At 45.6% G+C, this 25,585-nt stretch carries 26 protein-coding genes; 14 read left to right on the top strand and 12 right to left on the bottom strand.

What is annotated here, in order from left to right; genetic code table 11:
• Positions 1–18 precede the first annotated feature (18 nt).
• Genes dapE through MTR11_RS19540 form a run of 3 tightly spaced genes read left to right on the top strand, consistent with a single transcriptional unit; the run spans position 19 to position 2,068 of the window.
• The gene (gene dapE / locus MTR11_RS19550; protein WP_047008854.1) at positions 19–1,155 is read left to right on the top strand and encodes a succinyl-diaminopimelate desuccinylase; all 1,137 of its coding nucleotides are present in this window, start codon (positions 19–21) and stop codon (positions 1,153–1,155) included.
• Between the two features lie 14 nt (positions 1,156–1,169).
• On the top strand, positions 1,170–1,868 hold the full coding sequence (locus MTR11_RS19545) for a M15 family metallopeptidase (RefSeq protein ID WP_243328237.1): 699 nt from the start codon (positions 1,170–1,172) through the stop codon (positions 1,866–1,868).
• On the top strand, positions 1,865–2,068 hold the full coding sequence (locus MTR11_RS19540; protein ID WP_243328236.1) for a DUF2897 family protein: 204 nt from the start codon (positions 1,865–1,867) through the stop codon (positions 2,066–2,068). Before MTR11_RS19545 ends, MTR11_RS19540 begins: the two co-directional genes overlap by 4 nt.
• A 106-nt stretch (positions 2,069–2,174) precedes the next feature.
• Here the strand turns inward: MTR11_RS19540 and bamC are convergent, their stop codons facing one another.
• Both bamC and dapA read right to left on the bottom strand, forming a co-directional pair.
• A complete protein-coding gene (bamC, locus tag MTR11_RS19535; protein WP_006741687.1) occupies positions 2,175–3,194 on the bottom strand; it encodes an outer membrane protein assembly factor BamC in 1,020 nt (339 codons plus the stop codon).
• 80 nt (positions 3,195–3,274) lie between these two features.
• A complete protein-coding gene (gene dapA / locus MTR11_RS19530; RefSeq protein ID WP_012841516.1) occupies positions 3,275–4,153 on the bottom strand; it encodes a 4-hydroxy-tetrahydrodipicolinate synthase in 879 nt (292 codons plus the stop codon).
• Between the two features lie 477 nt (positions 4,154–4,630).
• Between dapA and MTR11_RS19525 the strand changes: the two genes are divergently transcribed.
• Both MTR11_RS19525 and bcp read left to right on the top strand, forming a co-directional pair.
• Positions 4,631–5,173, top strand: a complete 543-nt coding sequence (locus tag MTR11_RS19525; RefSeq protein ID WP_012841515.1) for a glycine cleavage system protein R — start codon at positions 4,631–4,633, stop codon at positions 5,171–5,173.
• 16 nt (positions 5,174–5,189) lie between these two features.
• The gene (gene bcp / locus MTR11_RS19520; RefSeq protein WP_005380418.1) at positions 5,190–5,660 is read left to right on the top strand and encodes a thioredoxin-dependent thiol peroxidase; all 471 of its coding nucleotides are present in this window, start codon (positions 5,190–5,192) and stop codon (positions 5,658–5,660) included.
• 77 nt (positions 5,661–5,737) lie between these two features.
• On the opposite strand, the gene MTR11_RS19515 is transcribed toward bcp, so the two are convergent.
• Together MTR11_RS19515 and MTR11_RS19510 are read right to left on the bottom strand one after the other, a co-directional pair.
• Positions 5,738–6,811, bottom strand: coding sequence for an AI-2E family transporter (locus tag MTR11_RS19515; RefSeq protein WP_006741685.1), 1,074 nt, complete (start codon positions 6,809–6,811; stop codon positions 5,738–5,740).
• Between the two features lies 1 nt (position 6,812).
• Entirely contained in the window at positions 6,813–7,049 is a 237-nt protein-coding gene (locus tag MTR11_RS19510; protein ID WP_046875522.1) for a sulfurtransferase TusA family protein, read from the bottom strand.
• A 257-nt stretch (positions 7,050–7,306) separates the two neighbouring features.
• On the opposite strand from MTR11_RS19510, the gene MTR11_RS19505 reads away from it, so the two are divergent.
• From MTR11_RS19505 to MTR11_RS19490, 4 genes are read left to right on the top strand one after another with little or no spacing between them, the layout of a single operon-like run.
• Positions 7,307–8,758, top strand: coding sequence for a tetratricopeptide repeat protein (locus tag MTR11_RS19505; protein ID WP_012841513.1), 1,452 nt, complete (start codon positions 7,307–7,309; stop codon positions 8,756–8,758).
• A gap of 16 nt (positions 8,759–8,774) precedes the next feature.
• A complete protein-coding gene (arsC, locus tag MTR11_RS19500) occupies positions 8,775–9,125 on the top strand; it encodes an arsenate reductase (glutaredoxin) (RefSeq protein ID WP_005380410.1) in 351 nt (116 codons plus the stop codon).
• Positions 9,126–9,695: an NAD(P)H:quinone oxidoreductase gene (wrbA, locus tag MTR11_RS19495; protein WP_012841512.1), complete on the top strand. Its 570-nt coding sequence runs from the start codon at positions 9,126–9,128 to the stop codon at positions 9,693–9,695.
• Positions 9,696–9,717: 22 nt separating this feature from the next.
• On the top strand, positions 9,718–10,158 hold the full coding sequence (locus tag MTR11_RS19490) for a DUF2069 domain-containing protein (RefSeq protein WP_012841511.1): 441 nt from the start codon (positions 9,718–9,720) through the stop codon (positions 10,156–10,158).
• A gap of 140 nt (positions 10,159–10,298) precedes the next feature.
• Here MTR11_RS19490 and MTR11_RS19485 read toward each other — a convergent pair whose 3' ends face one another.
• Positions 10,299–11,507, bottom strand: coding sequence for a DUF2066 domain-containing protein (locus MTR11_RS19485; protein ID WP_006741683.1), 1,209 nt, complete (start codon positions 11,505–11,507; stop codon positions 10,299–10,301).
• Between the two features lie 365 nt (positions 11,508–11,872).
• On the opposite strand from MTR11_RS19485, the gene MTR11_RS19480 reads away from it, so the two are divergent.
• Positions 11,873–13,126 carry a uracil-xanthine permease family protein gene (locus MTR11_RS19480; protein WP_047008859.1) on the top strand — a complete coding sequence of 418 codons (1,254 nt, stop codon included), beginning with the start codon at positions 11,873–11,875 and terminating at the stop codon, positions 13,124–13,126.
• A gap of 121 nt (positions 13,127–13,247) precedes the next feature.
• Here MTR11_RS19480 and upp read toward each other — a convergent pair whose 3' ends face one another.
• Positions 13,248–13,874 carry a uracil phosphoribosyltransferase gene (gene upp / locus MTR11_RS19475; protein ID WP_041852906.1) on the bottom strand — a complete coding sequence of 209 codons (627 nt, stop codon included), beginning with the start codon at positions 13,872–13,874 and terminating at the stop codon, positions 13,248–13,250.
• 179 nt (positions 13,875–14,053) lie between these two features.
• Between upp and purM the strand changes: the two genes are divergently transcribed.
• On the top strand, positions 14,054–15,094 hold the full coding sequence (gene purM / locus MTR11_RS19470; RefSeq protein WP_243328235.1) for a phosphoribosylformylglycinamidine cyclo-ligase: 1,041 nt from the start codon (positions 14,054–14,056) through the stop codon (positions 15,092–15,094).
• A 151-nt stretch (positions 15,095–15,245) separates the two neighbouring features.
• The gene (gene purN / locus MTR11_RS19465; protein ID WP_074191686.1) at positions 15,246–15,902 is read left to right on the top strand and encodes a phosphoribosylglycinamide formyltransferase; all 657 of its coding nucleotides are present in this window, start codon (positions 15,246–15,248) and stop codon (positions 15,900–15,902) included.
• Positions 15,903–16,274: 372 nt separating this feature from the next.
• On the opposite strand, the gene MTR11_RS19460 is transcribed toward purN, so the two are convergent.
• Positions 16,275–17,120, bottom strand: coding sequence for a class II glutamine amidotransferase (locus MTR11_RS19460; protein ID WP_243328234.1), 846 nt, complete (start codon positions 17,118–17,120; stop codon positions 16,275–16,277).
• A 51-nt stretch (positions 17,121–17,171) separates the two neighbouring features.
• Positions 17,172–17,747 carry a D-sedoheptulose 7-phosphate isomerase gene (lpcA, locus tag MTR11_RS19455; RefSeq protein WP_005380392.1) on the bottom strand — a complete coding sequence of 192 codons (576 nt, stop codon included), beginning with the start codon at positions 17,745–17,747 and terminating at the stop codon, positions 17,172–17,174.
• Between the two features lie 375 nt (positions 17,748–18,122).
• Between lpcA and fadE the strand changes: the two genes are divergently transcribed.
• The gene (gene fadE, locus MTR11_RS19450) at positions 18,123–20,567 is read left to right on the top strand and encodes an acyl-CoA dehydrogenase FadE (RefSeq protein WP_243328233.1); all 2,445 of its coding nucleotides are present in this window, start codon (positions 18,123–18,125) and stop codon (positions 20,565–20,567) included.
• A 211-nt stretch (positions 20,568–20,778) separates the two neighbouring features.
• On the top strand, positions 20,779–22,554 hold the full coding sequence (locus MTR11_RS19445) for a SulP family inorganic anion transporter (protein ID WP_006741676.1): 1,776 nt from the start codon (positions 20,779–20,781) through the stop codon (positions 22,552–22,554).
• A gap of 73 nt (positions 22,555–22,627) precedes the next feature.
• Here MTR11_RS19445 and MTR11_RS19440 read toward each other — a convergent pair whose 3' ends face one another.
• From MTR11_RS19440 to MTR11_RS19425, 4 genes are all read right to left on the bottom strand, one after another.
• On the bottom strand, positions 22,628–23,038 hold the full coding sequence (locus MTR11_RS19440; RefSeq protein WP_114323537.1) for a GNAT family N-acetyltransferase: 411 nt from the start codon (positions 23,036–23,038) through the stop codon (positions 22,628–22,630).
• An 84-nt stretch (positions 23,039–23,122) separates the two neighbouring features.
• Positions 23,123–23,515 (bottom strand): DUF1353 domain-containing protein, encoded by a 393-nt coding sequence (locus MTR11_RS19435; RefSeq protein ID WP_243328232.1) that lies wholly within the window; start codon positions 23,513–23,515, stop codon positions 23,123–23,125.
• Between the two features lie 51 nt (positions 23,516–23,566).
• A complete protein-coding gene (locus tag MTR11_RS19430; RefSeq protein WP_243328231.1) occupies positions 23,567–24,124 on the bottom strand; it encodes a hypothetical protein in 558 nt (185 codons plus the stop codon).
• Positions 24,125–24,326: 202 nt separating this feature from the next.
• Complete coding sequence (locus MTR11_RS19425; RefSeq protein WP_243328230.1) at positions 24,327–25,577, bottom strand: TIGR03503 family protein; 1,251 nt, start codon at positions 25,575–25,577, stop codon at positions 24,327–24,329.
• Between the last annotated feature and the right edge of the window lie 8 nt (positions 25,578–25,585).

Raw genomic sequence — 25,585 nt, 5'->3', positions numbered from 1 at the left:
ATAAAGGAATACTCAAGGATGACAGACAGTCCAGTATTGGCACTTGCTAAAGATCTGATCAGTAGACAATCTGTAACGCCGGAAGACGCAGGTTGTCAGGATTTGATGATCGAGCGCTTAAAAGCACTCGGGTTTGAAATTGAAGTAATGGTGTTTGAAGATACCACGAACTTCTGGGCTCGACGTGGTTCAGAAGCGCCACTATTTGCATTCGCTGGCCACACCGATGTGGTACCTGCTGGCAAACTGGAGCACTGGGATACACATCCGTTTGAACCAACTATTATTGATGGTTACCTACACGGTCGCGGTGCAGCGGACATGAAAGGGTCGCTAGCTGCTATGGTCGTTGCTGTCGAACGCTTCATTGCAGAAAACCCAGACCACAAAGGCTCAATCGGCTTTCTAATTACGTCGGATGAAGAAGGACCATTTATCAATGGTACCGTTCGTGTTGTAGAAACGTTGATGGCACGTGGCGAAAATATCGACATGTGTATCGTCGGTGAACCATCCAGCACCGAAGTGGTTGGCGATGTGGTGAAAAATGGACGTCGCGGTTCTATCACGGGCGATTTAACGGTAAAAGGAACACAAGGCCACGTGGCCTATCCTCACCTAGCCAATAACCCTGTGCACGAGTCTCTACTCGCGATTCATGAACTCGCAACAACAGAGTGGGACAAAGGAAATGATTATTTCCCACCAACCAGCTTCCAGATCCCGAACGTATCGGCTGGCACTGGTGCGTCTAACGTCATTCCTGGCGAGTTCCATGTTCAGTTCAACCTACGTTTTAGTACTGAGCTTAACAATGACGCAATTGTTCAGCGTGTTACCGAAACATTGGACAAGCATGAGCTGGACTACGATCTAAAATGGACATTCAACGGCGACCCATTCCTGACCGATACAGGCGCGCTGCTAGATGCGGTTGTTGCTGCTGTTGCCGACGTGAATGATACGAAGCCAGCCCTACTTACAACTGGCGGTACGTCTGATGGTCGATTTATCGCTCGAATGGGTGGTCAAGTCGTAGAGTTAGGCCCTGTTAATGCTACGATTCATAAAGTGAACGAATGCGTGAAAGTGGACGATCTAGAAAAGTTGACTGACATGTACGAGAACACGTTGAAACACCTGTTAGCGAAGTAATCAGCGAGAACACCATGACATCAGAGCAACTCACCGGCACCACAGATTCTCATCTGCAATCCACTTTAGTGGGTCAAAAAGCGTTTCTACTCCACCCTGAAGTAGCTGACGATCTGCTAAAGATGATTGAAGCGGCAACAGAAGCAGGTTTTAAAATGGAAATCGCCAGTGGTTTTCGTGACTTCAACCGCCAAAAAGCGATCTGGAACGGGAAGTTTTCTGGTGAGTTGCCAATTCTCGACGTCAACTCCCGCCCTTTAAACAAAGCAGAGTTAAATGACGAAGAGAAGTTGATGGCCATTTTGCGCTGGTCGGCACTGCCTGGAGGAAGTCGTCATCATTGGGGTTGTGATTTTGATGTCTATGCGCGCAATTTATTGCCTACTGACACCAAACTCAAGCTGGAACCTTGGGAGTACCTTGATGGCCACCAGCAAGCATTCTACCAATGGTTAAAAGCCAACCTTGGTCGATTCGGCTTCTTCTTCCCTTATCAGCAAGATTTAGGTGGCGTTTCGATTGAGCCTTGGCACATTAGCCACCGCACTGTCGGGCAACAGTGCCTCGCGCAATTGACGCCTGATGTGCTCAGAAACCAGCTGATTCAGCAAAATCAGACCGACAACATTGCAGGGATTGACGTCATACTGAATAATTTGGATAACGTCGTTGCCAAATTTATTCACAATATCACGCCGCCGGAGGCTCTATGATAGAAATACTCACCAATCCTTGGGTCATTATCATTGTAGTGTTGAGCGTGGTCATTGGTAACATTGCCGCACTCAAATACACCGCAAAAATGAAGTTTGGTCAGATGGATAAAAGCCGTAAGAACGATTTAGATAAGCTGAACACGTTGGATAAACAGCGCTCCGCTGACGAGGAGAGCAACAAAGACGATCCTCGTTAGTTAAACACCGACTTTATCCCGACACGCCGAATATAAGCATCAAAAAAGGGACCACTGGGTCCCTTTTCAATTATTGTGTAAGCGTGTCGCGTTAAGTTCGCTTTGGTTACTGCTTCACCGTCGCAGCCAATACAGGCGCTAGTGATTTCAAAAACTCTTCTTCTACTGGCTTACCAGAGGAATCCGTAATATTGATAGACGTACGGTTGCCTAAATCACCAAGTAAGAATGTGTACTTACCAGCGTCTAACTCCACTGGTTTAACGCCGATATCGTTCCAGAATTCATCATCCGGAGACGCATATTTCGCAGTGATTGTGCCCTGAGACTGGCTACGCTCTTCAATCTTAAAGCCCATCTTAGGTAGAATATTAGGCAAACGTTGCCAAAGCATGTTGTATTGCGCACGCGCGACAATCACAGGAAGCCCGCTGCGGTCTTTACCCATTGTAATTGGGATCTGTTTAACCAACTCTTGCGCTTTACGTTGTGCTTCTTCACGTACTTCTTGATCGTAGCGAGCGGTTACCAAGTTCGTCATGAACACATTGTAGCGCTCACGGTTGGTCGCCGTTACTTCTTTCACTTGATTGCCTTCACGCCAGTCAATAAGACTCACTTTAAAGCCGTGTCGACCATTTGCTTCAGCACGCACGATCTCATATCGGCTGCCAATTTCCAGCTCTTCGTCTGGCGAATCCCACGTCACCCAACCTGTCTCGATGCGAGAATCTGTTTGGCTTTCAACTGGAATCTCGTTGGCCGCGACCATATTTTGTACGGTTTGCCAAACCTTGTCTAGTTCATCTTTACGAAGTAGCCAAAGTGTCACTTCACCATCACTACTGCGGTCCAGACGTGCACCAGGAATAAGCTCTAGGACTTGTTGAGGTGGACGAATGTCGACATCTTTACCTACACCACCAGCATAGTTACCCTGAGGGATCTCATAGTTCGGGTAAAACTGTGGCTGTGCGCCTTGTGGGACATTCCACTCACCCAAATTGGGGGAGTTCAAATACTCGAAGTCATCTTTTGCTTGACGACGTTGATTGGCACCACCTGAACAGGCAGTCAATACGAATACAGCTAATGAACTTAACACTAACTGGCTTGAAAGCTTCATCTATACTCCTAAAACACCGAGGGCGCTTTGGCCCCCAGTATGAACTTCAATCCTAGTAACTCAATCTTAATAGCTCAATTTTAATAAATACCGGCGTCGGTTAACGCCTGTTCAACGATCGGCTGCGATTTTTCAGAAAGTGTGGTTAAAGGAAGACGCAAACCACCTTCTTCAATTAAACCAAGCTTTTGCGCTGCCCATTTTACTGGGATAGGGCTTGCTTCAATGAAAAGGTTTTTGTGTAGAGTCATCAAGCGTTGGTTAATCGCTTCTGCTTCTTCGTACTTACCTTCACTTGCCAAATGGAACATGTCTGCCATATCTTTAGCTGCAATATTGTTCGTTACCGAGATAACACCATTGCCGCCAAGTTTCACAAAATCGAGACCCGTCGCATCATCGCCACTTAGTAAGATAAAATCTTCGCCACAAAGTTCACGGTGAATTGCAATTCGGTCCAAATCGCCCGTTGCATCTTTTAAAGCCACGATATTATCAAGCTTTGACAAGCGTGCCACTGTTTCTGGCTGCATATCAACAGCAGTACGGCCTGGTACGTTGTATAAAATTAGAGGCACATCACTCGCTTCAGCAATTGCCTTGTAGTGCAAGAACAAACCTTCTTGAGTTGGTTTGTTGTAATACGGTGTCACACTCAGGAAGCCAGCAATACCAGAATCAGCCAGTAATTTGCTAAATGTTACTGCCTCATGGGTTGCATTTGCCCCCGTGCCAGCAATCACAGGGATGCGACCGTCGGCAAACTCAACAGTTTTATTAACGACCTTTACATGCTCTTCAATGGTCAGTGTCGCTGACTCACCTGTTGTGCCTACCGCCACAATACCGTCTGTACCCGCTTCAACGTGGTACTCTACTAGCTTTTGCAGACTGTCAAAGTCTACTTCGCCATCTGCTTTGAATGGCGTAATCAGCGCTACGATACTTCCTGAAAACATGTTTATCTCCCTCATTTAACTCTTTCTGCATGGTACTGTAATGCGATTGAAAAACACAAGAGCGTAAACTCGCTTACAAAGTACAAATGAATGAATAATTATCAGTTGTTAGAGGTCTAGCAACTTAATTGCTCTATTTGGTTTGATTAGCGGCAATATTGATAATCGTGTTGGGCTTTCGAGTGACTTTAGAATCTATCAGTGATTTGGAAAATACTGAAGTGCACAAGCTAGGAAAATATACTCTTTGGTCGTGCTCACCAAGTCAGACCTGAGTGAATAAAAAGACCAAACAACACGCAAGCACATCATGCAAACGTTTTATTCCCCCAACTCCCTCGTTGACTGCTTGCCTCCAATCGTTCACCTCAAGAGCCAACCTGCTTTTTTGTAAACTAAAAAAAGAACTGACTCGATATTTCTCCGCAATATCTGTGCTAACATCTCTCTATTGAAGAAAGGACAAGAAGCTCATTTATGAAGCAACATCTGGTACTTACAGCAGTTGGAACGGACCGTCCAGGCATTTGTAACCAAGTCGTACACCTCGTTACTCAAGCCGGTTGTAACATAGTCGATAGCCGTATCGCTATCTTTGGAAGTGAATTTACCCTGATCATGCTCCTAACTGGGAACGCCAGCAGTGTGACTCGAGTAGAGACGCAATTGCCCCTACTTGGCCAAGAGCATGACCTGATTACGATTATGAAGCGTACGTCGGCGCACGAATTGCTCGACAACAGCTACACAATGGAAGTGTTTATTGAGTCTGAAGACCGCCCAGGTCTGACTGAAAAGTTTACTAAGTTCTTCGCGGATCAACAGATTGGTTTGGACTCTCTTAGCGCCCAAACTATCAGTAAGTCGAAAATTCAACTTGATGCGGACCAATTCCACATTGCGATTACCGCATCAGTAAGTGCGGATTGTAACTTAATGCAATTACAAGAAGATTTCGATGAACTTTGTCAGTCGCTCAACGTACAAGGTTCTCTGAATTTCATTAAAAACACACTATAAAGTAAAGGAAATCACCATGAATACGCTGACAGCAGGCTCGCCAGCGCCAGCCTTCTCTTTGCTCGACCAAGACGGAAATACCGTTTCTCTTGAAGACTTTAAAGGCAAGAAAGTACTTTTCTACTTTTACCCTAAGGCGATGACGCCGGGTTGTACTACACAAGCAAAAGGTCTACGTGACATCAAAGCTGAACTCGATGCGCACAACGTGGTTGTACTTGGCGTAAGCATCGACCCTGTAAAACGCCTAGGCAAATTCATCGAGCGTGATGATTTAAACTTCACCCTGCTTTCTGACGAAGATCATGCCGTTGCAGACCAATTTGGCGTTTGGGGCGAAAAGAAATTCATGGGTAAAGTATACGATGGTCTTCACCGCATTAGCTTCCTGATCAATGAAGAAGGCGTGATTGAACACGTGTTCAACAAGTTCAAAACCAAAGATCACCACGAAGTCGTATTAAATTACCTCAACGAAAACGCATAAGCGCGATCCGTTCTTCAAATAACAAAAAGCCCAGCAAACTGCTGGGCTTTCTTTTGAGCATTGTACTTTGGTAACGCCTACTCTTGTTCGACTGGTTCATTTTCTTCCGTACTTGGTAAGGCATGCCATACGGCTTTAACTAGTGTCGCCAACGGAATGGCGAAGAATACGCCCCAAAAACCCCACAAGCCACCGAAGACTAACACTGCCACAATGATGGCAACTGGGTGTAAATTTACTGCCTCGGAAAACAGAACAGGAACCAACACATTACCATCCAGCGCTTGGATAATACCGTAAGCAAGCAGCAACCAATAAAACGGAGGTGCAAGACCCCATTGGAACAGACCAACGATGGCGACAGGCACGGTTACAGCAGCCGCGCCGATATAAGGAATTAACACAGATAGACCGACAGCTACGGCAAGCAGCGCCGAATAGCGAAGATCTAAAATGGCAAAAGTCACGTAACTCACGCCACCCACGATTAAAATCTCGAGCACTTTACCGCGAATGTAATTGGAGATCTGCTCGTTCATTTCATGCCAAACTTTATTCGCGAGTTTACGGTTTTTCGGCAAAACACCACTCGCGATTCTTAGCATCTCTTCTTTGTCTTTCAGTAAGAAGAAGATAAGTAGTGGCACTAAAATCAGGTATACCGCTAGCGTCGCAATACTGACTAATGACGCAAGTGAGCCTTTTACTACACTCTCACCAAGTCCCAACGCTTGGTTTTTGGCATTTGTCACCACGGTTTCTACAATTTCTAAGTTTGCTAACTCAGGATGACGTTCTGGTAGCGTGACAATAAACTTTTGTAACCCGTTGTACATGTTTGGAATATCGTTAATTAGATTACCGACCTGAGTCCAAATCGTCGGAACCAAACCAAACAAAGCGATCAACATCAATCCGACGAACATTAAGATCACGATGATGACCGACAAAGTGCGCGGCACGCCCATGCGACACATTTTTACGACTGGCCATTCAAGTAAATAAGCCAAAACGATCGCGACAAGCAATGGCGCAATCAAATGCCCAAAGAAGTAAATGGTGATAAAACCAAACAGCAAGATCGCGACGAGACTTACTGCATGAGGGTCTGAGAAACGTCGTTTATACCAACGACTAACCATTTCAAACATCTTATGCGGATTCCTTATTGAATACAGTCAATGTGTAGTGCTCTGATGTAGATTGGCAATCAACTGAGTACCCTTGGGCACTGAGATAGTTCACAATGTCTCGTTTAGAGCTGTTATCCACCACTTGAATAACAAGTTGATGATACTGCTGCGTTTCTCCTTGAAAGACTTCAGCAGCGTGACGCTTTGCAAGTAACAGTGCCATAGGGCAACGTTGTTCACGCAAATCAAGTAACATGGATTCCATTGTATTGCTCTGCACTTATGATAGGGTTGTATTGTAACGGCTTTTTGAGCTGGTGCTAGCACTTCTGACATGATTTAACCACATGCTGAAATGACTCGGATATAAAATAATTTACGAAACCAATTCATTTATTTCCGGTCTTATTGCTAGCTTATATCCTCGCGGATAACCAAAACGCATGTGGCGCTGTTGAGAGGTTCTCAGCCTCTAACCACATGCTTATGTATTTTGGAGAACCTTTTAAACGTATGTTAAAACGCACTCGCTCGCTAGTTTGCTTATGTCTTGCAGCTGCAATCAGTTCGCCGACAACTTATGCCAATAGCATTGACTTGCCAGACATTGGTACGGCTGCTGGTGGTACGCTCTCAATAGACCAAGAGTTGATTTACGGCGACGCCTATATGCGTATGCTCAGAGCCAGTAAACCTATCGTTAATGATCCTGTTATCAATGAATATATTGACGCTCTCGGGCACAGACTAGTAGCCAATGCGAACGATGTGAAAACGCCGTTTCACTTCTTTATGATTCGCGACCGCAATATTAACGCGTTCGCGTTTTTTGGTGGTTACGTAGCGTTGCACTCTGGGTTGTTTCTTCATGCGCGTTCAGAAAGTGAGTTGGCCTCTGTTGTTGCTCACGAGATTGCGCACGTCACACAACGCCACCTTGCGCGCAGCATGGAAGAGCAAGCACGTCGCTCTCCGGCCACATTGGCTGCACTCGCTGGCGCATTACTGCTTTCGATAGCCTCACCAGAAGCGGGGATGGCTGCAATTACGGCGGCAACCGCAGGTAACATGCAAAGCCAAATCAACTACACTCGCGCAAATGAGAAAGAAGCGGACCGCTTTGGTATTTCGACATTGGCAAAAGCTGGTTTTGATGTTCAAGCAATGCCACGTTTTTTTGGCCGTCTTGCAGATGAATATCGTTATGCGAGTAAACCGCCGCCAATGCTACTGACTCACCCACTACCTGAAGATCGAATTACCGATAGCCGTGCGCGAGCAAGGACCTATCCACCAATGCGAGTTGTGCCTTCAATAGACTATCACCTAGCGCGTGCGCGCATTGTTGCGCGGTACGCCGGCATTGACGGACAAGCTGCTTTAGGCTGGTTTGAGCGAACTCAAAAGAAAGCCTCTGCGGACATCACACCTGCTTTTGACTATGGGCGAGCACTCGTACATTTAGACAGCAAACGCTTGTCTCAAGCGGAACCTATTTTGAAAAAGTTGCTGGAGCAGGACCCAAGTAACCCGTTCTACTTGGATGCTATGACGGATTTATATATCGAGAAGAAGCAGCCAGAAAAAGCAACCGAGATGCTCCGTAAAGCGTTATCTCGGAACCCTCAAAATAAAGTATTGACCATTAACTATGCCAATGCACTACTTGAGGACAATAAAAACGATCAAGCCACGCGAGTTCTTCAGCGATACACTCATGATTATCCTGAAGATACAAATGGCTGGCACCTAATATCGAAGAGCTACCACGCGCTAGGACGTAGTGATGAAGAGTTGGCTGCGCGAGCGGAAATTTTGGCGTTGCGAGCAAACTGGAATAAAGCGATTCAATATTATAGTGAAGCAAGTAAAATGGCCAAGTTGGGCAGCTTAGAGCAAGCTCGATACGATGCCCGTATTGACCAACTCATGATCCAAAGAGATCGATTCATGGCATTACAATAACGAAATGGAGAAAACCATGTCAGTCGTGATTTATCACAACCCTCGTTGCTCAAAGAGCCGTCAAACACTTGAACTGCTTGAGCAAAATGGTGTTACACCGGAAGTCGTCAAATACCTAGACACACCACTTAACGTAGATGAGCTAAAAGCGCTGTACGCACAACTTGGCTTTTCATCTGTACGTGAAATGATGCGCACCAAAGAAAGCGAATACAAAGAACTTGGCCTAGGCGAAGACTCTGTTAGCGATGAGCAATTGTTCGAAGCAATGGCGAAAAATCCAAAATTATTTGAGCGTCCGGTGGTAGTTGCCAACGGCAAAGCGAAAATTGGTCGACCACCAGAGCAAGTTTTGGATATTCTATAAATGGATTGCCAGATCCTTATTTTGTATTTCAGCCGTCACGGCTCGACAAAACAACTGGCAAGACAGATAGCAAGAGGAGTCGAATCGACTCCTCAATGCCAAGCAATTTTGCGTACAGTTGAAGAATTGTCACCTCACTCACACTCCCCTTCTGATCCAATTGTTACTCTAGAGGAACTGAAAACGTGCGACGGTCTAGCGTTTGGCAGTCCCGTCTGGTTTGGCAACATGGCTGCGCCTTTAAAGCACTTCTGGGATCAGACTACATCTTTATGGGTCAGTGGTGACTTAATCGATAAGCCAGCTTGTGTCTTTACCTCTTCCTCTTCGATGCATGGTGGTCAAGAAACAACGTTACAAAGCATGATGACCCCTTTATTGCATCACGGGATGATGGTTTTGGGCATTCCTTATGCCGAACCAGAGTTACACACTACGCAGTCCGGAGGCACTCCGTATGGCGCCAGCAGTGTAGGCCATGAGGCAACCCTCAGCAGTGAAGAGATTCGTCTGGCACAACAATTAGGCAAAAGGCTGGCAACTGCAGCGTTAAAACTAAAAGTCTGTTAGTAAAATCAAGGATAGTTAATCGATGTCTGACTCTTTAGACCAAACACCACTCGGTACACAGGCTAAAACCTATCGTTACCTGGCTTTATTTGGCAACTTAGCCTTATTGGCCTGGGTCGCTATTTGGCAGCTTGCGTTGTCCCCTCACCCTCACCTCAGCAGCACAACACTTGCTATTGCTTGGTGTATTCCGCTATTACTTCCGTTGCCTGGTATTTTGGCCGGCAAGCCTTACACTCATGCTTGGGCTAACTTTGTTCTTATGCTGTATTTCTTGCATGCGCTGACCATCCTTTATGTGGATGGTGGAGAACGTTGGCTTGCGGCAGTAGAGTTGCTCCTGACTTCACTCGGTTTCGCTGGCAATATTTTGTTTGCTAGAGCGAGAGGCAAAGAGCTAGGTCTTAAGTTGAAGCGCCTCTCTCAAGTAGAAAAAGAAGAAAAAGCGAAATTCAATAAATAACGCCAATCGCAGTCAATCACTGAGCATTGGTTCGAATACGAATTTAGAAAACAAAAAGAGTCGCTATTGCGACTCTTTTTTACGCTTACCACATTGGTGTTTGATCCTTGCGCTTCACGCTTGGAAAGCTATCAATGCGATTACGATGCCGAGCGCCACTCGTAGATCAAGTCATACTGTTCTCGGACAGGCTCCACAATCATCGGCTGAGTTGGTTGCGTTTCGTCCTTTGCTTCCGCCGCGATATCCGCAGGCACTTCAGACTGCACTTTTTCTACCATAGCTGTATCTTTAGCTTCATTCATCGGAGCAATTGGCTCTGCTTCTTGAGTTAAAGCTGGGGCATCAACTTCACCTAAAGGATCTTCAAAAACCATTAATTGAGAAATAGAAGAAGCTTCTTTCTCAAAAGCTTGTTGAGATGCCAAAAGATGGATGTTGAGCGTCAGCTCATCACCTTGGACACGCTTAATTTCCGTACCCGCAACCGAATTAAGTTGTTTTAACGCATTCTCTAAACGGAAGAAGTCCGTGGCAGACGTTACATTAAGGACTTTCACCGCCAACGCTTTTGAAGATTTTCCAGATACTACCACTGCGCTCTTACTCGCGTAGTAGTCAGCGATGCCATCCACCATCTCAGCAATGGCATTGGCGCCTGATGCTGAACCGTTACGCGGAGAGCGTTGTGCTTCAACAATTCTCATTGGTGATTGATCGTATAACGTCCAGCGAATTTGTTCACCTTGAGCGCGCACAACTAAAACAGCATCCGCTGGGTATCGCTGGCTGGCTTGGCCAATAGGTTCAATAAAGCCGCCCCAAAGATCAGAAACATTCACACCAGTTACATCATCAAAATCACCAACCGGGATCGTGATCGGCAAGCCTCTCGATTTCGCAGCACTGCGAAGTGCTACAACGTTTGAAGAGTCGGAATGCTCCCAAGCAATATTACGATCGTAGCTCTGCTCTTCCACCATCCAAACCAAAATATTGGCGCGATTTGGCGACCAAGATGGCAATTGTGCTTGTGTTAAAAGCGAGCTGATTTGGTCGCTGTTAAACAACATTTTTAAGCTCGCTTTTCCATCAACCTGCCCATAGCTCAGTTGGGAAATGTAACGCGCACTTGAACCAAGTGCCTTTTTAATCACTGGATTGCTTAAAGAGGATTGAGAACCGGTCGCTCGAACAATCACATCCTGCATACCTTGTTGACGAGCCAGAGACTCACCGTCGTTCTGCTCACTGTCGATAACCACTTCGGCACGATAGATATCCACCTGAGTTAATGCATATACTGGTAGGGACAACCAACCTATCAGTAAGAGAGCTAAATAGCGCATAGTTTTTATAATCCTCTGAACAAGAACCCGAATAATAAGCAACTATCAAATCTTGAGCAAGGTAAGTACTGAGTAAATTGTCTGTATTATGACCAGCTTTGTTAACTCGGGTCTAAACGAGCACTCTAGCGTTGTTTTTCATAATAAACTCATTGCTTATCCAGCTATCTCAACAAGTTAGACAGTTCATTTTTCATCGTCACGCAAGACTCGTAAAAGAGGCCAATTTGCAAGCAACTAACTCTCAAAAACGCTATTTATGGGAAAGATTCAATCGAAAGTTTGATCCATGCAACGTTGCAAACGATTGCAGGATGATAGTATTCGCCGGATTTGTCTGCGTATCTTGAAAATAGGGAATTATTATGAAAAACGCGTTACAAGGCGCTCAAATGCTCTTTGTCGCTTTTGGTGCTTTGGTGCTTGTGCCGCTGCTAACTGGCCTTGATCCAAATGTCGCCCTCTTTGGTGCCGGTGTCGGTACTCTCCTCTTCCAATTAATGACTAAACGTTCTGTTCCCATCTTCCTTGCCTCTTCTTTTGCGTTTATTGCTCCTATTATGTTCGGTATCCAAACTTGGGGTATCGGCGCAACGATGGGCGGCTTAATGGCAGCGGGCCTGGTTTATGTGGCTCTAGGGGCGATGATCAAAGTGCGTGGTGTTGGATTTATCCATAAAATTCTCCCGCCTGTTGTCGTTGGCCCTGTGATCATGGTGATTGGTCTTGGCCTTGCTCCAACAGCAGTGAACATGGCGGTAGGTAAAACCGGTGATGGTGCTGCACAGCTTGTTAATGGTGATGCTGCGATCATCATCTCGGCGGTCTCACTGCTCACAACCATTGTACTAAGCGTGTTTGCAAAAGGCTTTTTGAAGCTCGTTCCAATTGTCGGTGGTATTCTTGCAGGTTACTCTGTTTCTCTATTCTATGGGGTGGTTGATTTCACTCCAGTAACACAAGCAGCTTGGCTAGCTATGCCAAACTTCACCGCGCCAGAGTTCAACATAAACGCAATCTTGTTCATGATTCCTGTCGCTATCGCACCTGCGGTAGAGCACGTAGGTGACATGCTTGCTATCTCAAACGTTACAGGTAAAAACTACCTGAAAAAACCTGGCCTTCATCGCACAATCGCAGGTGACGGGGTGGCAACTATCGCAGCCTCGATGGTGGGTGCTCCACCAAACACCACTTACAGTGAAGTTACAGGAGCGGTAATGCTAACCAAAGCATTTAACCCTGTGATCATGACTTGGGCTGCGATCACTGCAATCGTACTTGCATTGGTAGGTAAGCTAGGCGCGGTTCTTCAAACGATTCCTGTGCCTGTCATGGGCGGCATCATGATTCTACTTTTCGGCTCTATCGCCACGGTAGGCCTTAATACACTGATCAAGAATAACGTTGATTTACATAAGTCTCGTAACCTAGTGATCGTTGCCGTAACACTTGTATTTGGTATTGGCGGTATGGCTTTCGGTATTGGCGAGTTCAGCCTACAAGGTGTGAGCCTATGCGGTATCGTGGCAATTATTCTTAACCTTGTGCTACCAAACGATTTAGGTGAAAACCACGTTGTAGATAACGCACAAATGGAAGAGGAGAACGCGAAATAGTGCGTCCGCGCTGCTTTACTGAGTGGCGCATTTTATTCTTCTCGTATTATAGATATAAAAAAGGCTTGGTTTTCACCAAGCCTTTGTTTTTTCTGTTCAGTCGTAGTAATACATTAAAGAATTACTTAGTACCGAAGATCTTATCACCTGCATCACCTAGACCCGGTACGATGTAGCCTTTGTCATTTAGCTTCTCATCGATGGCCGCAGTGTATAGCTCCACATCTGGGTGTGCTTTTTCTAGCGCTTCAATACCTTCTGGTGCAGCAACAAGTACCAACACTTTGATTTGGTTACAACCTTTCTCTTTTAGAAGATCAATCGTAGCAATCATAGAACCACCCGTTGCAAGCATTGGGTCAACAACAAGCGCAATACGCTCATCGATGTTAGAAGCAAGCTTGTTGAAGTAAGGAACTGGCTCAAGTGTTTCTTCATCACGGTAAATACCAACAACACTGATACGTGCGCTTGGCATGTGCTCAAGAACACCGTCCATCATGCCTAGACCTGCACGTAGGATTGGTACTACGGTTACTTTTTTACCTTTAATTTGGTCTACTTCTACCGGACCGTTCCAACCATCAATGGTCACTTTTTCTGTTTCAAAGTCTGACGTTGCTTCGTAAGTAAGTAGGCTACCGACCTCAGTCGCTAACTCACGAAAACGTTTTGTGCTGATGTCACCTTCTCTCATTAGACCAATTTTATGTTTTACTAGAGGGTGCTTTACTTCAACAACTTTCATGTCCATCTCCGGCTATAGTTGGCAATATTTAAACAAACCTTCAGATTATACATGATTTTTACAGGGATATCAGGATAAATCACTAAAGAAAAAAACAGACGCAAACGTTTGCTATCTGTGTTTAAGCACTGTTAGAATAGCGCCGTTTTCATATCCAACTTAATACCGAGGACTTCCCTGTGAGTGGTAACAACTCTTCTCTTAGCTATAAAGACGCTGGTGTAGATATTGATGCAGGCAACGCGCTTGTGGATCGTATTAAGGGTGCGGTAAAACGTACTCGTCGCCCTGAAGTTATGGGTGGTATCGGTGGTTTTGGCGCGCTATGCGAATTGCCAACCAAATACAAACAACCTGTACTGGTTTCTGGTACTGATGGCGTAGGTACTAAGCTTCGCCTAGCACTGGATATGAACAAGCACGACACTATCGGCATCGACCTTGTTGCGATGTGTGTAAATGATCTTATCGTGCAAGGCGCAGAGCCACTGTTCTTCCTAGATTATTACGCAACAGGCAAACTAGACGTTGATACCGCAGCGGATGTTGTTTCAGGTATCGCTGAAGGGTGTGTTCAAGCAGGTTGCGCCCTAATTGGTGGCGAAACTGCGGAGATGCCTGGCATGTATGAAGGCGAAGACTACGATGTAGCTGGTTTCTGTGTTGGCGTAGTAGAAAAAGAAGACGTGATCGACGGCACGAAAGTCGCTGCTGGTGATGCACTTATCGCTGTTGGCTCAAGCGGCCCACACTCAAACGGTTACTCCCTTATCCGTAAAATCCTAGAAGTATCTGGCGCAGATAAGAACGAAGAATTAGCAGGTCGCACTATCGGTGAGCACCTACTAGAACCAACGAAGATTTACATCAAATCAGCACTTAAGATGATTGAGAAACACGACATCCATGCGATTTCTCATATCACTGGTGGTGGTTTCTGGGAAAACATCCCACGTGTGCTGCCTGAAGGCACAAAAGCAGTTATCGATGGTAACAGCTGGGAATGGCCAGTGATCTTCAAGTGGCTACAAGAGAAAGGCAATGTCGACACACACGAAATGTACCGCACATTCAACTGTGGTGTGGGTCTAATCGTCGCACTACCGAAAGACCAGGCAGACGCAGCAGTTGCTCTTCTTAAAGAAGAAGGCGAAAACGCGTGGGTGATTGGTCAAATCGCGCAAGCAGACGCGAATGAAGAGCAAGTTGAAATCCAATAATTTGCAAATCGAGCCCACAAGATAAAAAGAATGAGGACACTAGATGACTAGGTCCTCATTTTGCTATCTAGAACAATAAAAACCATTCTATTAGTAGGTAGTTTAGAAGCTACATAACTCCAACCTACCATACCAAGGCACTCTCGACATCATGAAAAACCATACCCTAAAAAACATTGTGGTCCTCATCTCGGGTAACGGAAGTAACCTGCAAGCTATCTTGGAAGCTTGCGAAAACAGCATGCCAAACGCACGAGTGGCAGCCGTGTTCTCTAACAAAGCAGATGCTTTTGGTTTAGAACGTGCAAAAAAATTTGATGTAGACGGTCACTTTGTCGACCCTAAAGCATTCGACTCGCGTGAAAGCTTTGATGCAGAGCTAATGAGTCAAATCGATGAATACCAACCAGACGTGATTATTCTGGCGGGCTACATGCGTATTCTGAGCAGCGAGTTTGTTTCTCATTACATGGGTAAGATGATCAATATCCACCCTTCTCTTCTACCAAAATATCCTGGGCTACACACACACCAGAGAGCAATAGATGCTGGCGACAAAGAACATGGTACGAGTGTGCACTTTGTAACGGAAGAGCTTGATGGTGGCCCTGTCATACTGCAAGCAAAAGTTCCGGTGTTCGAAGACGATGATGCTAGTGTACTTGCTGCGCGTGTTCAGGCTCAGGAACACCGAATCTACCCTATGGTGGCGAAGTGGTTAGTAGATGAGCGTTTGATCATGAAGGATGGTAAAGCCTATTTAGATGGCGCAGAGCTTGGCGCACACGGCTACGCCTCCGATGAGTAGTCCTGAATACCAAACTCCAAACACAAAAGAGCAGCCTGAGAGCTGCCTTTTGTTATTTTGAAACATATAAAACTGATTCAAGAAAACCGTAGTGAGACTAGAAACCTAAAACCCAACATTCTAAAAAATCCCATAACCACTTGAGTAACACGACACTCGGAAAGTAGATTCTGAATCTGGTTCGTTCCTCACCGTTCAGAATGACGTGGTGTTTTATGAGAAATTTCTATCAGTTACGTCTTTCCGGCAAGCCTTAGCGAGACTAGGAACCTAGAAAGTATGAGAGTTCACCAGTATACGCATTCGGTTAAAAAACGTATAAAAATAAAGCTCGCGATTAAGCGAGCTTTACGAGTTGTTCCGAATTAACTGCTATTCTAACGGCTCAGTTGGCGCCTGATTGCCCGGTTTCGCCGCTGCAAACGACACATTCACCAGTTCAGAGGCATTGTTTTTCACAAGTTCACCTAGGTGAAACAAGCCGTATTCGCCAGGCTTCATCCGCTGCCAAGCTTCATTGCCCGTTAAAGGTTGAGTCGCGATCACAGACACAATGTCGTGTGGCGTTGTTTCTTCTTGGAAGTTAATTTCCACATCTTCATCAAGCAAAGCGGCTTTACCAAACGGTGCGCGTCTCGTGATCCAATACAAATGATTGGTGCAATACGTCATTACATACTCACCATCACTCAGAAGCATGTTAAATACACCCTTCTCTCTTAGCTCATCACAACATTTAGCAACATATAAGAATACCGATTCCATATCCTTTGGCGGCTCAGGATATCGATCTTCCATTTGCTTCAGCAACCAACAAAAGGCCAGTTCGCTATCTGTCTCGCCGACAGGTCGGTGTCGACCCGTATGTAAGTCTTGATAGCCTGAGAGCTGACCGTTGTGCGCAAACGTCCAATACCTACCCCATAACTCACGTGTAAAGGGATGAGTATTTTCTAAATTAACACCACCACGATTCGCCTGCCGGATATGACTAACGACAGCACGACTCTTGATAGGATAATTTTGCACTAACTCTGCAATTTGCGACTCACAACTTGGCTTGGGATCTTTGAAAGTTCGAAAACCTTTCCCTTCGTAGAAGGTAATTCCCCATCCGTCACGGTGTGGGCCAGTTCGACCTCCACGCTGCATGAGCCCGGTAAAACTGAAACAAATATCCGTCGGAACATTAGCGCTCATACCGAGCAATTCACACATGATTTAAAAAACTCCCTAACAACACAGCTCGAAAAGGTGGCTGTGAAACGACTATTCCATCTCTTTTTCAATCAACTGAATGATGATATGAATAATCTTAATATGAATTTCCTGAATGCGGTCCGCATAACCAAAGTGTGGCACGCGGATTTCAATATCGGCAAGCCCTGCCATTTTGCCGCCATCTTTGCCTGTTAGCGCAATCGTCTTCATGCCTTTCGCTTGCGCCGCTTCAATCGCTTTCAGGATGTTACCTGAGTTACCTGAAGTCGACAGACCAAACAGTACGTCACCTTTTCGGCCTACCGCTTCTACATAACGGGAAAACACGAAGTCATAACCAAAGTCATTACTCACGCAAGAAAGGTGGCTTGGATCTGAAATAGCAATACCAGCATAGCCAGGACGGTTTTCTCGGTAACGGCCTGTTAACTCTTCGGCAAAGTGCATCGAATCACAGTGAGAACCACCGTTACCACATGACAGTACTTTACCATCTTGCTTGAATGAGTCAGCAATCATTTTCGCCGCTGCTTCGATTTGCGCAATGTTATGGTCATCGCTTAAAAATTTGTTGAGCACTTCAGCAGCTTCGTTTAATTCACTTCTAATCAGATCATGGTACATAAGACGTTCTCTTTATTATTTCGGCTTCAGTCAGTCCTAGATTCACTGAGCAAATTGTTCTGATACCAATTTGGTATCGGACATTTCATAAACCTGAACTCGGGTTTGATTACTCTGAGTTTACCCACAAACGAGAATTAGTGTCGATAGTGAACCAACAGATTTAGATTGGTGATGGTAATAAACTTGTCAACTTGCTCATGAAACCATCACTCAAATCGCACTTTAGAACTTTAACTCTACTTAGATCACTTTTTATCCAATCTTATGTTTTACATTTCCTTAATATTTTGATTACACTTAAACCAACTGGTTAGACCTCTTACCTAACATACAGACGTACAACACTTATAAAGTCTGAAAAGGAAAATACATATGGACATCTTGCTCTCAATCATCACGATGACGGTCGTGTTAGGCATTACGCTCTACCACCGCATGTCTCTCGTGAAATCTATTAGTTTACTCACAGCAGCTATGTTAGCGCTTACAGTAACAGGCGCGGTTGGCGTTACTGGTTGGACGATTTACGTTCTTGCTGCCGCTGTATTCGCGGTTCCTGGCGTACGTCAGTCTTTGATAAGCCGCAAAGCATTAGCGCTTTTCAAGAAAGTGCTGCCAGCTATGTCTCAAACCGAAAAAGAAGCGTTAGACGCAGGTACCGTCTGGTGGGAAGCCGAACTATTTAAAGGCAAACCAGAGTGGCAAAAGCTACACGCGATTCAAGCACCTAAGTTAAGTGCGGAAGAACAAGCCTTTTTAGACGGCCCTGTGAATGAAGTGTGCGCCATGGTGAGTGATTTCCAAGTGACCCATGAACTCGCGGACTTACCGCCAGAAGTTTGGCAATACCTGAAAGATCACAAATTCTTCGCCATGATCATTAAGAAAAAATACGGTGGTCTTGAGTTCTCAGCATACGCTCAATCACTAGTACTACAAAAACTAACGGGTGTTTCTGGCGTTCTATCGTCTACCGTTGGTGTTCCTAACTCTTTGGGTCCTGGTGAGCTACTGCAACACTACGGTACTGAAGATCAGAAAAACCATTACTTACCGCGCCTAGCTGAAGGTAAGGAAATCCCTTGTTTCGCCTTAACGAGTCCAGAAGCGGGCTCTGACGCTGGATCTATTCCAGATTACGGTGTGGTCTGTAAAGGCGAATGGGAAGGAAAAGAAGTACTGGGTATGCGCCTGACTTGGAACAAGCGCTACATCACCCTAGCGCCAGTCGCAACGGTACTAGGCTTAGCATTTAAACTTCGCGATCCTGAAGGTTTGCTAGGCGACAAAGAAGATCTTGGCATCACTTGTGCGCTTATCCCAACTGATGTCAAAGGTGTTGAGATTGGTAACCGACACTTCCCGCTCAATGTGCCATTCCAAAATGGTCCAACGCGCGGTAAAGACATCTTTGTTCCTATCGATTTCATTATCGGTGGTGAAAAAATGGCGGGCCAAGGTTGGCGTATGCTGGTTGAGTGTCTATCGGTTGGTCGTGGTATCACGCTACCTTCAAACTCAACAGGTGGCATCAAAACTGCGGCAATGGCAACGGGCGCTTACTCACGCATTCGTCGCCAGTTCAAACAACCTATCGGTCACATGGAAGGCGTAGAAGAGCCATTGGCACGTCTTGGTGGTAATGCTTACGTGATGGATGCAGCAAGCAACTTAACCGTGGCAGGTATCGACTTAGGTGAAAAGCCATCAGTAATCTCAGCTATCGTGAAGTACCACTGTACTCATCGCGGTCAGCAAAGCATCATCGACGCAATGGACATCGTAGGCGGTAAAGGTATCTGTATGGGACCTTCTAACTTCCTAGCGCGTGGTTACCAAGGTGCGCCAATCGCGGTAACGGTTGAGGGTGCAAACATTTTAACACGCTCAATGATCATCTTTGGTCAAGGTGCGATTCGCTGTCATCCATACGTTCTTGAAGAAATGAACGCAGCATATTCTGACGCTGGCGATGCAGTTGAGAAGTTCGATAAAGCGCTTGCGGGTCACGTGAGCTTTACCATGAGTAACCTCGTTCGCAGTATCTGGTTTGGTTTGAGCGACGGTTTAGGTTCTTCATCACCAACCAAAGATGCAACCAAGCGTTACTACCAACAGTTGAACCGCTACAGTGCAAACCTTGCCTTGCTATCGGATATCTCGATGGCAGTGCTAGGTGGCTCTTTGAAGCGTAAAGAGCGTCTATCAGCGCGTCTTGGTGACATTCTAAGCCAACTATATTTAAGCTCTGCGACGTTGAAACGTTTTGAGCAAGATGGCCGCCCAGTCGAAGATTTACCGTTAGTACACTGGGGGCTACAAGACAGTTTGAAACAAGCGGAAGTGGCGGTAGACGAATTCTTAGCAAACTTCCCTAACAAAGTGATTGGTCGTGCACTGCGCGTGTTAATCATGCCATTCGGTCGTGTACGCAAAGCGCCAAGCGATAAACTAGACAGCAAAGTGGCGCGCATTCTACAAACGCCAAGTGCAACGCGCTCACGCATTGGTCGCGGTCAGTACCTTGAACCAACCGAGCACAACGCAGCAGGTAAGATTGAGCTTGCCCTGTCAGTCATTCTTCAAGCTGAGCCAGTGTTCGACAAAGTATGTAAAGCGCAAGGTAAGCGTCGCCCATTCCTACGTTTGGATATGATTGCTCAGGAAGGGCTAGAGCAAGGCTTGATCACGCAAGAAGAAGCCGACCTACTAAGAGAAGCTGAACAGCATCGTCTGGATACAATCAACGTTGACGACTTTGAGCCGGAATTGCTCGCCGCAAAGCCGCTATACCCTCAGATGGATAGCGTTGCCTAACTTTCTAATCTGAAACCATAAAACGGGAGTAACAACTCCCGTTTTTTTATAGCTACCAGAATAGCGTTCATAACACCTCACACCACGAAGAACCTCTGCGCAAGCGCAATAAAATCCACGCACTCCGAACCTTCCCCCGATTTCCAGTGATAACTAACTCACAGACGTTCCAAGCAAGCGGTGTATACTTTTAAGTAACTCACTCACATATATGGTAAATCCGTTGGCTAAAATATTATTCGCACAGTGGTTCCCTGGGCTTGTTCAGCTTAAGCATTATCAAAAAGAATGGTTTGTTAACGACTTTAGAGCCGCCTTTTCTGTTGTCGCGGTTGCCCTGCCAGTTGCCATAGCTTATGCACAGCTAACCGGTGTATCTGCAATTGTCGGTCTGTACTCGTGTGTACTGCCAATGTTGGTATACGCCATGATGGGCACATCTCGACAACTCATTGTCGGACCCGATGCAGCAACCTGTGCAGTGATTGCCGCCGTTGTTACGCCGCTTGCCGCGGGTGATCCTACAAAGCATTGGCAGTTAGTCATGACCATGACAGCGATGACTGGTATTTGGTGTGTACTGGCCAGTCGTTTCAAGTTAGGGGTGTTTGCAGACTTCCTCTCTCGCCCGATTCTTTTGGGTCTACTCAACGGTGTCGCTCTCACAATTATCGTTGGTCAGTTTGCCAAAGTGGTCGGTTTGAAATACGAACAACGTTATTTGCTGGAACGCTTATGGGAGGCTCCACAACGATTAACCGAGCTTCATTGGCCTACCGTAACTCTGAGTATCGTGACGGTTGTCGTTTATTTACTCACCAAACGCTACCGACCAACTTGGCCTGCTGCCATGCTGGCGATACTCGTGACTACCGCGTCAGTTTGGTTTTTCCATTTACAAGAGATGGGCGTATCCGTAGTTGGGCTCACTCAAGGTGGTTTCCCTCAGTTTCAAACGCCGGAGTTTGAGCTAGGTGAAGTTCGTGAGCTAGTGGTCCCGGCGCTCAACCTTGCGATTGTCAGCTTTGTTAGCATGATGCTCACCGCGCGCAGTTTCGCCGCTAAAAACGGTTATGATATTGATGCAAATAAAGAGTTTCAGGCGTTGGGCTTTGCCAACATTGCCTCAGCGTTTTCGCAAGGTTTCGCGATAAGCGGCGCTGACTCACGCACAGCGGTAAATGATGCAAATGGCGGTAAATCTCAATTAGTTTCGATTGTCGCCGCAATCACCATTGCCATTATTGCGGTATTTATTTATGAGCCTTTACAGTTTATTCCCATCGCATCACTTGGTGTCGTGTTGATCATCGCATCCTTGTCTCTGCTCGATCTCAAAGCCATTTGGAAATTAAAATCTCGTGACAAAGATGCGTTCTATCTAGCAATCATCACTTTTATTTCTGTTTTGATCGTAGGCGTAATACCGGGGATCACTTTAGCGGTACTGCTAGGGCTATTTCAATTTTTACGTATTGTCATGCGACCGAGTGATCAGCTACTTGGCTTGGATGAAAAAGGCACCATTCGGACCATCGACGACTCAGGAAAAGCTTCGCCTATTCCTGGAATGGTGATTTACCGCTTTAACTCGCCGCTGACTTACTTCAACGCACCTTACTTTAAACGCCGAGTGTTAGAGCAAGTAGAACATCACAAAGACGCAAGTTGCGTTGTCATCGACGCCGTATCGAGCTTTACTCACTTGGATCTCAGTGTGATGGCAACACTGTCAGATATTCACAATACTTTAAAAAAGAGAGGCGTACGCTTAATCCTCGCAGGAAGGAAACGACGCTTACGGCAATGGTGTGAGCTTACTGGTATCAGCACCAGTGAAGGAGGCATCTTACTGCGAGCCGATATGTACCTTGCCATTAAACTTAGTGGCTGTTACATCAGTGCTGTGGGTGAGGGACAAATTCCTACTGTTCAAAAAGAGCCTGATTTAGAGCAGCCACCCAAACCAATTCCAGAAGTGGCTTAAGTAGAAATTTAATATAGAAAACAGGAAATTAAACTCCTGTTTTCTATTGCTTATTTGCACAGCTGAATACGTGTTACACCTTCGGCTTAAACTTTTTTGTCATCCCTTGGCTTTTAGGAGCCACCAGCCTATAACCAAGCTTTTCGTAAAAGACCGGCTCATCAGCAATCATAGAAACGTAAGAGCCTTCAAGTGCAACAGAAGAAAGATAACCGTCGATGTATTCCATGACTTTTCTACCTAAACCGTTACCTTGATAATCAGAATCAACGGCAACATCGACAATTTCGAAGTTACACGCCCCGTCACCAACAACCCGACCCATTGCAATGAGCTTTCCTTCATCCCGAACAGATACGCCATACAACGAATTGGGTAGACCAATTTCAGCAGCTTTCAACGATTTGGGTGATAGCCCGGCTTTGACACGCATATCACAGTATTCTTTCGGGCTTGGCACATGCTCTTCATATCTTATTGTCATTATGTACGACTCCTTTGTATCATCTTGGAGCTTACACAACCAAACTGTATAAATAAACAGTTAAAAATTGGAAAGATGTTCCCGTTAAGCACACAAAGTATCGGGTCTGGAAAAGAAGCCACCGACAACTCTGACGCCATAATAGATATAAGTTGCTCTGAAGCTAGACATTCCTTTTTCTAAACATATTTCTCTCAGCAACATATCCGCATGCTTTCGAGCACTTTGAGGCAACACCTCTTCCCTCATGAGTTGGTAAAGAGCATCATGAACTAAAGAAGCTTTCATAATGTTTTTTGTGTCTAATGCTGGCCCACTCGCTCCATCCCATGCATAACCCTTTTTAATCGTTAACACGCCTTGTTTGGACAAACTAAGAAAAGGGCTGTCATACACCTGACTCACTGAAATGCGAGTCTCAATCTTTTCTTCAGAATGGAGAATATATTTGTACTTCTGACGCTTTTTGTATTTCATAACCTAACCGCTTAACTAACTTGAGTGGGAGGAACGGGGATAACTCTCAAATTAGAGTTTCTCAGAGAGTTTTTTCAAGTAGGACTTAGCAAGCTCATGGTTATCTCTGCTCAACCACTTAATACAATCAAAGAGTTCCCAGATCAGGCCTTGATCACCACTGGTATAAACTGGGAAATCTTCATGCTTTGGCGCAGGTTCATCAGTAACCATGCCCGCAATCACATCAGCTTTATCAAATAAAGTCTTAAACGGCTTAGAAAGTTTGAAAGGCTCACAGAGATCTAAACAATGAATCTCTGCACTGGTTAGGTCATTAAAAATGTATTTTTTGAAACACGCATTTTCGTTGTGCTCTCCCTCAAGGCGATAAAAAATGTCTTTATTAGCTTCAAACTGGGTAAAACAAAGCTCTGAGGCTTTGTGGAAGTTGTTTTGAGTAAATACAACAACATCAGCGTCCGAAATACGGTCACCTTGTCCTGATGACAAGGAGCCAAGCAATACCGCGGCAACAACGTCTTTTTCAGAATAAAAGGCATCATAAGCTGACTCAACCAAGGCCTTTTGTCGTGGTAAATGCTCTAGTTCTAACGCTCCAATTGTCATAACTCACTCCGTCGATACGCACTAAAATCAAGTCGAAACGTAAAGAGTATCATGCGAGCTTTACTATGATTAATCAACGTTAAATCATGGTGTTACTTTAAAATAAAATGATTAATGACCATGAGAAACATCAAATTCTGTCTCAAACTTAAACTGAAAAAACGGAGCCGATTGGCTCCGTTTCTCGCTTTATGTGTTACTACTATTTCTTTGGCACCTCTAACTGCATCTCTGGCATGGCATCGCGTTTCGCTTTAATTTTGCGCCAGACTATCCATGCAATGATCACAATCAGCAGCATTATCACGTTACCCACCGCGATAATAATCATGCTGCGCTTACGCTCAGCCTCCCGCTCAGCGATAATTTGCTTTTCCATTTCAATACGGCGCTGCTCGGCTAATTCAGCTTCTTTTGCAATTCGAGCGGCTTCTAGATCAACTTCATCAACAACACTGAAGGTTTGCTCTGGAATAGGAAACACCAGTGGACGTTGCGTCGCTAAATCAGTGGCAAAGATCTCGCCACGCCATGCGTACTTACCTAGCTCAGCATCGTTATTGAGGTTCAGCGTGGTTCTCATTCCATCTTCAGACACCTGCCCTTGGCTGTAGCTAACGAAGCCATCGGGTGCATCTTGTTCCACCGTGACTGCGATTGAGCCTGGCGCGATCATACCTTGCTCACCACTCACCACCAATTGGTGTGGTTTGTCAGGATTGCGCGCCTGAATAAAAGTACGAGAAATTGGGTTCGGATAAACCAAGATGACTTGCTCTTGCGCTCGTAAGAATACGCCATTACCAGAGGTGATTCGCGCACGGTACTTACCGGGCTCAACGTCTATTGGTAGTTGGACAGTGAACACACCATCCCCTGCTTTTTCATCCAAGCCGCGGCCATCATCAGCAAACTCACCCACAACCATCGGCACTGGACGTGCTTCTTTGATCAACTCATCTTCATTTTCGACAAACTTGGTAAATGTCACGCGCAGATTCACGCGGTCAAGGAAGTCACGCAGTACAAGAGGTTTGTCGTCGGAGGTTAGGCGAGCTGTAAACTTAAGCGCTTCCCCATTATATAATCGGTTTGGGAACACATCCGTGCTGAGCTTTAAGTGAGAAATTAAGCGGATGTTATTTTTAGGAGTGACTTTCCCCACAGCCTGCCATGGGCCTGGCATAGGGTTGTCAACGGAGATAATATCGAGTGAGGCTTCTTGGTACCAACGTACATTGTCGTAGGCGTCCCAAGCATAGTACTTTTTACCGTCAGGGCGGACTAAAACAACTGGCTGAGAACTTTGCTCACGATAAACTAAAAAAGTGATCTGCTCGATGGTTGGATCCACTCGAAAGCGATTGTCTAACAAAGACATAGCAGATTCACTCGATGCACTCGAGAGACTACTCCATATCGCTAAAAACGCGACCAACAAAGCCCTCAGCATAGCTTCTC

It is taken from the genome of Vibrio sp. CCB-PB317, assembly GCF_022808245.1.
GTDB lineage: Bacteria > Pseudomonadota > Gammaproteobacteria > Enterobacterales > Vibrionaceae > Vibrio > Vibrio diabolicus.
The sequence above is the reverse complement of the archived record's forward strand: the minus strand, read 5'-3'. Positions and strand labels throughout refer to the sequence as shown.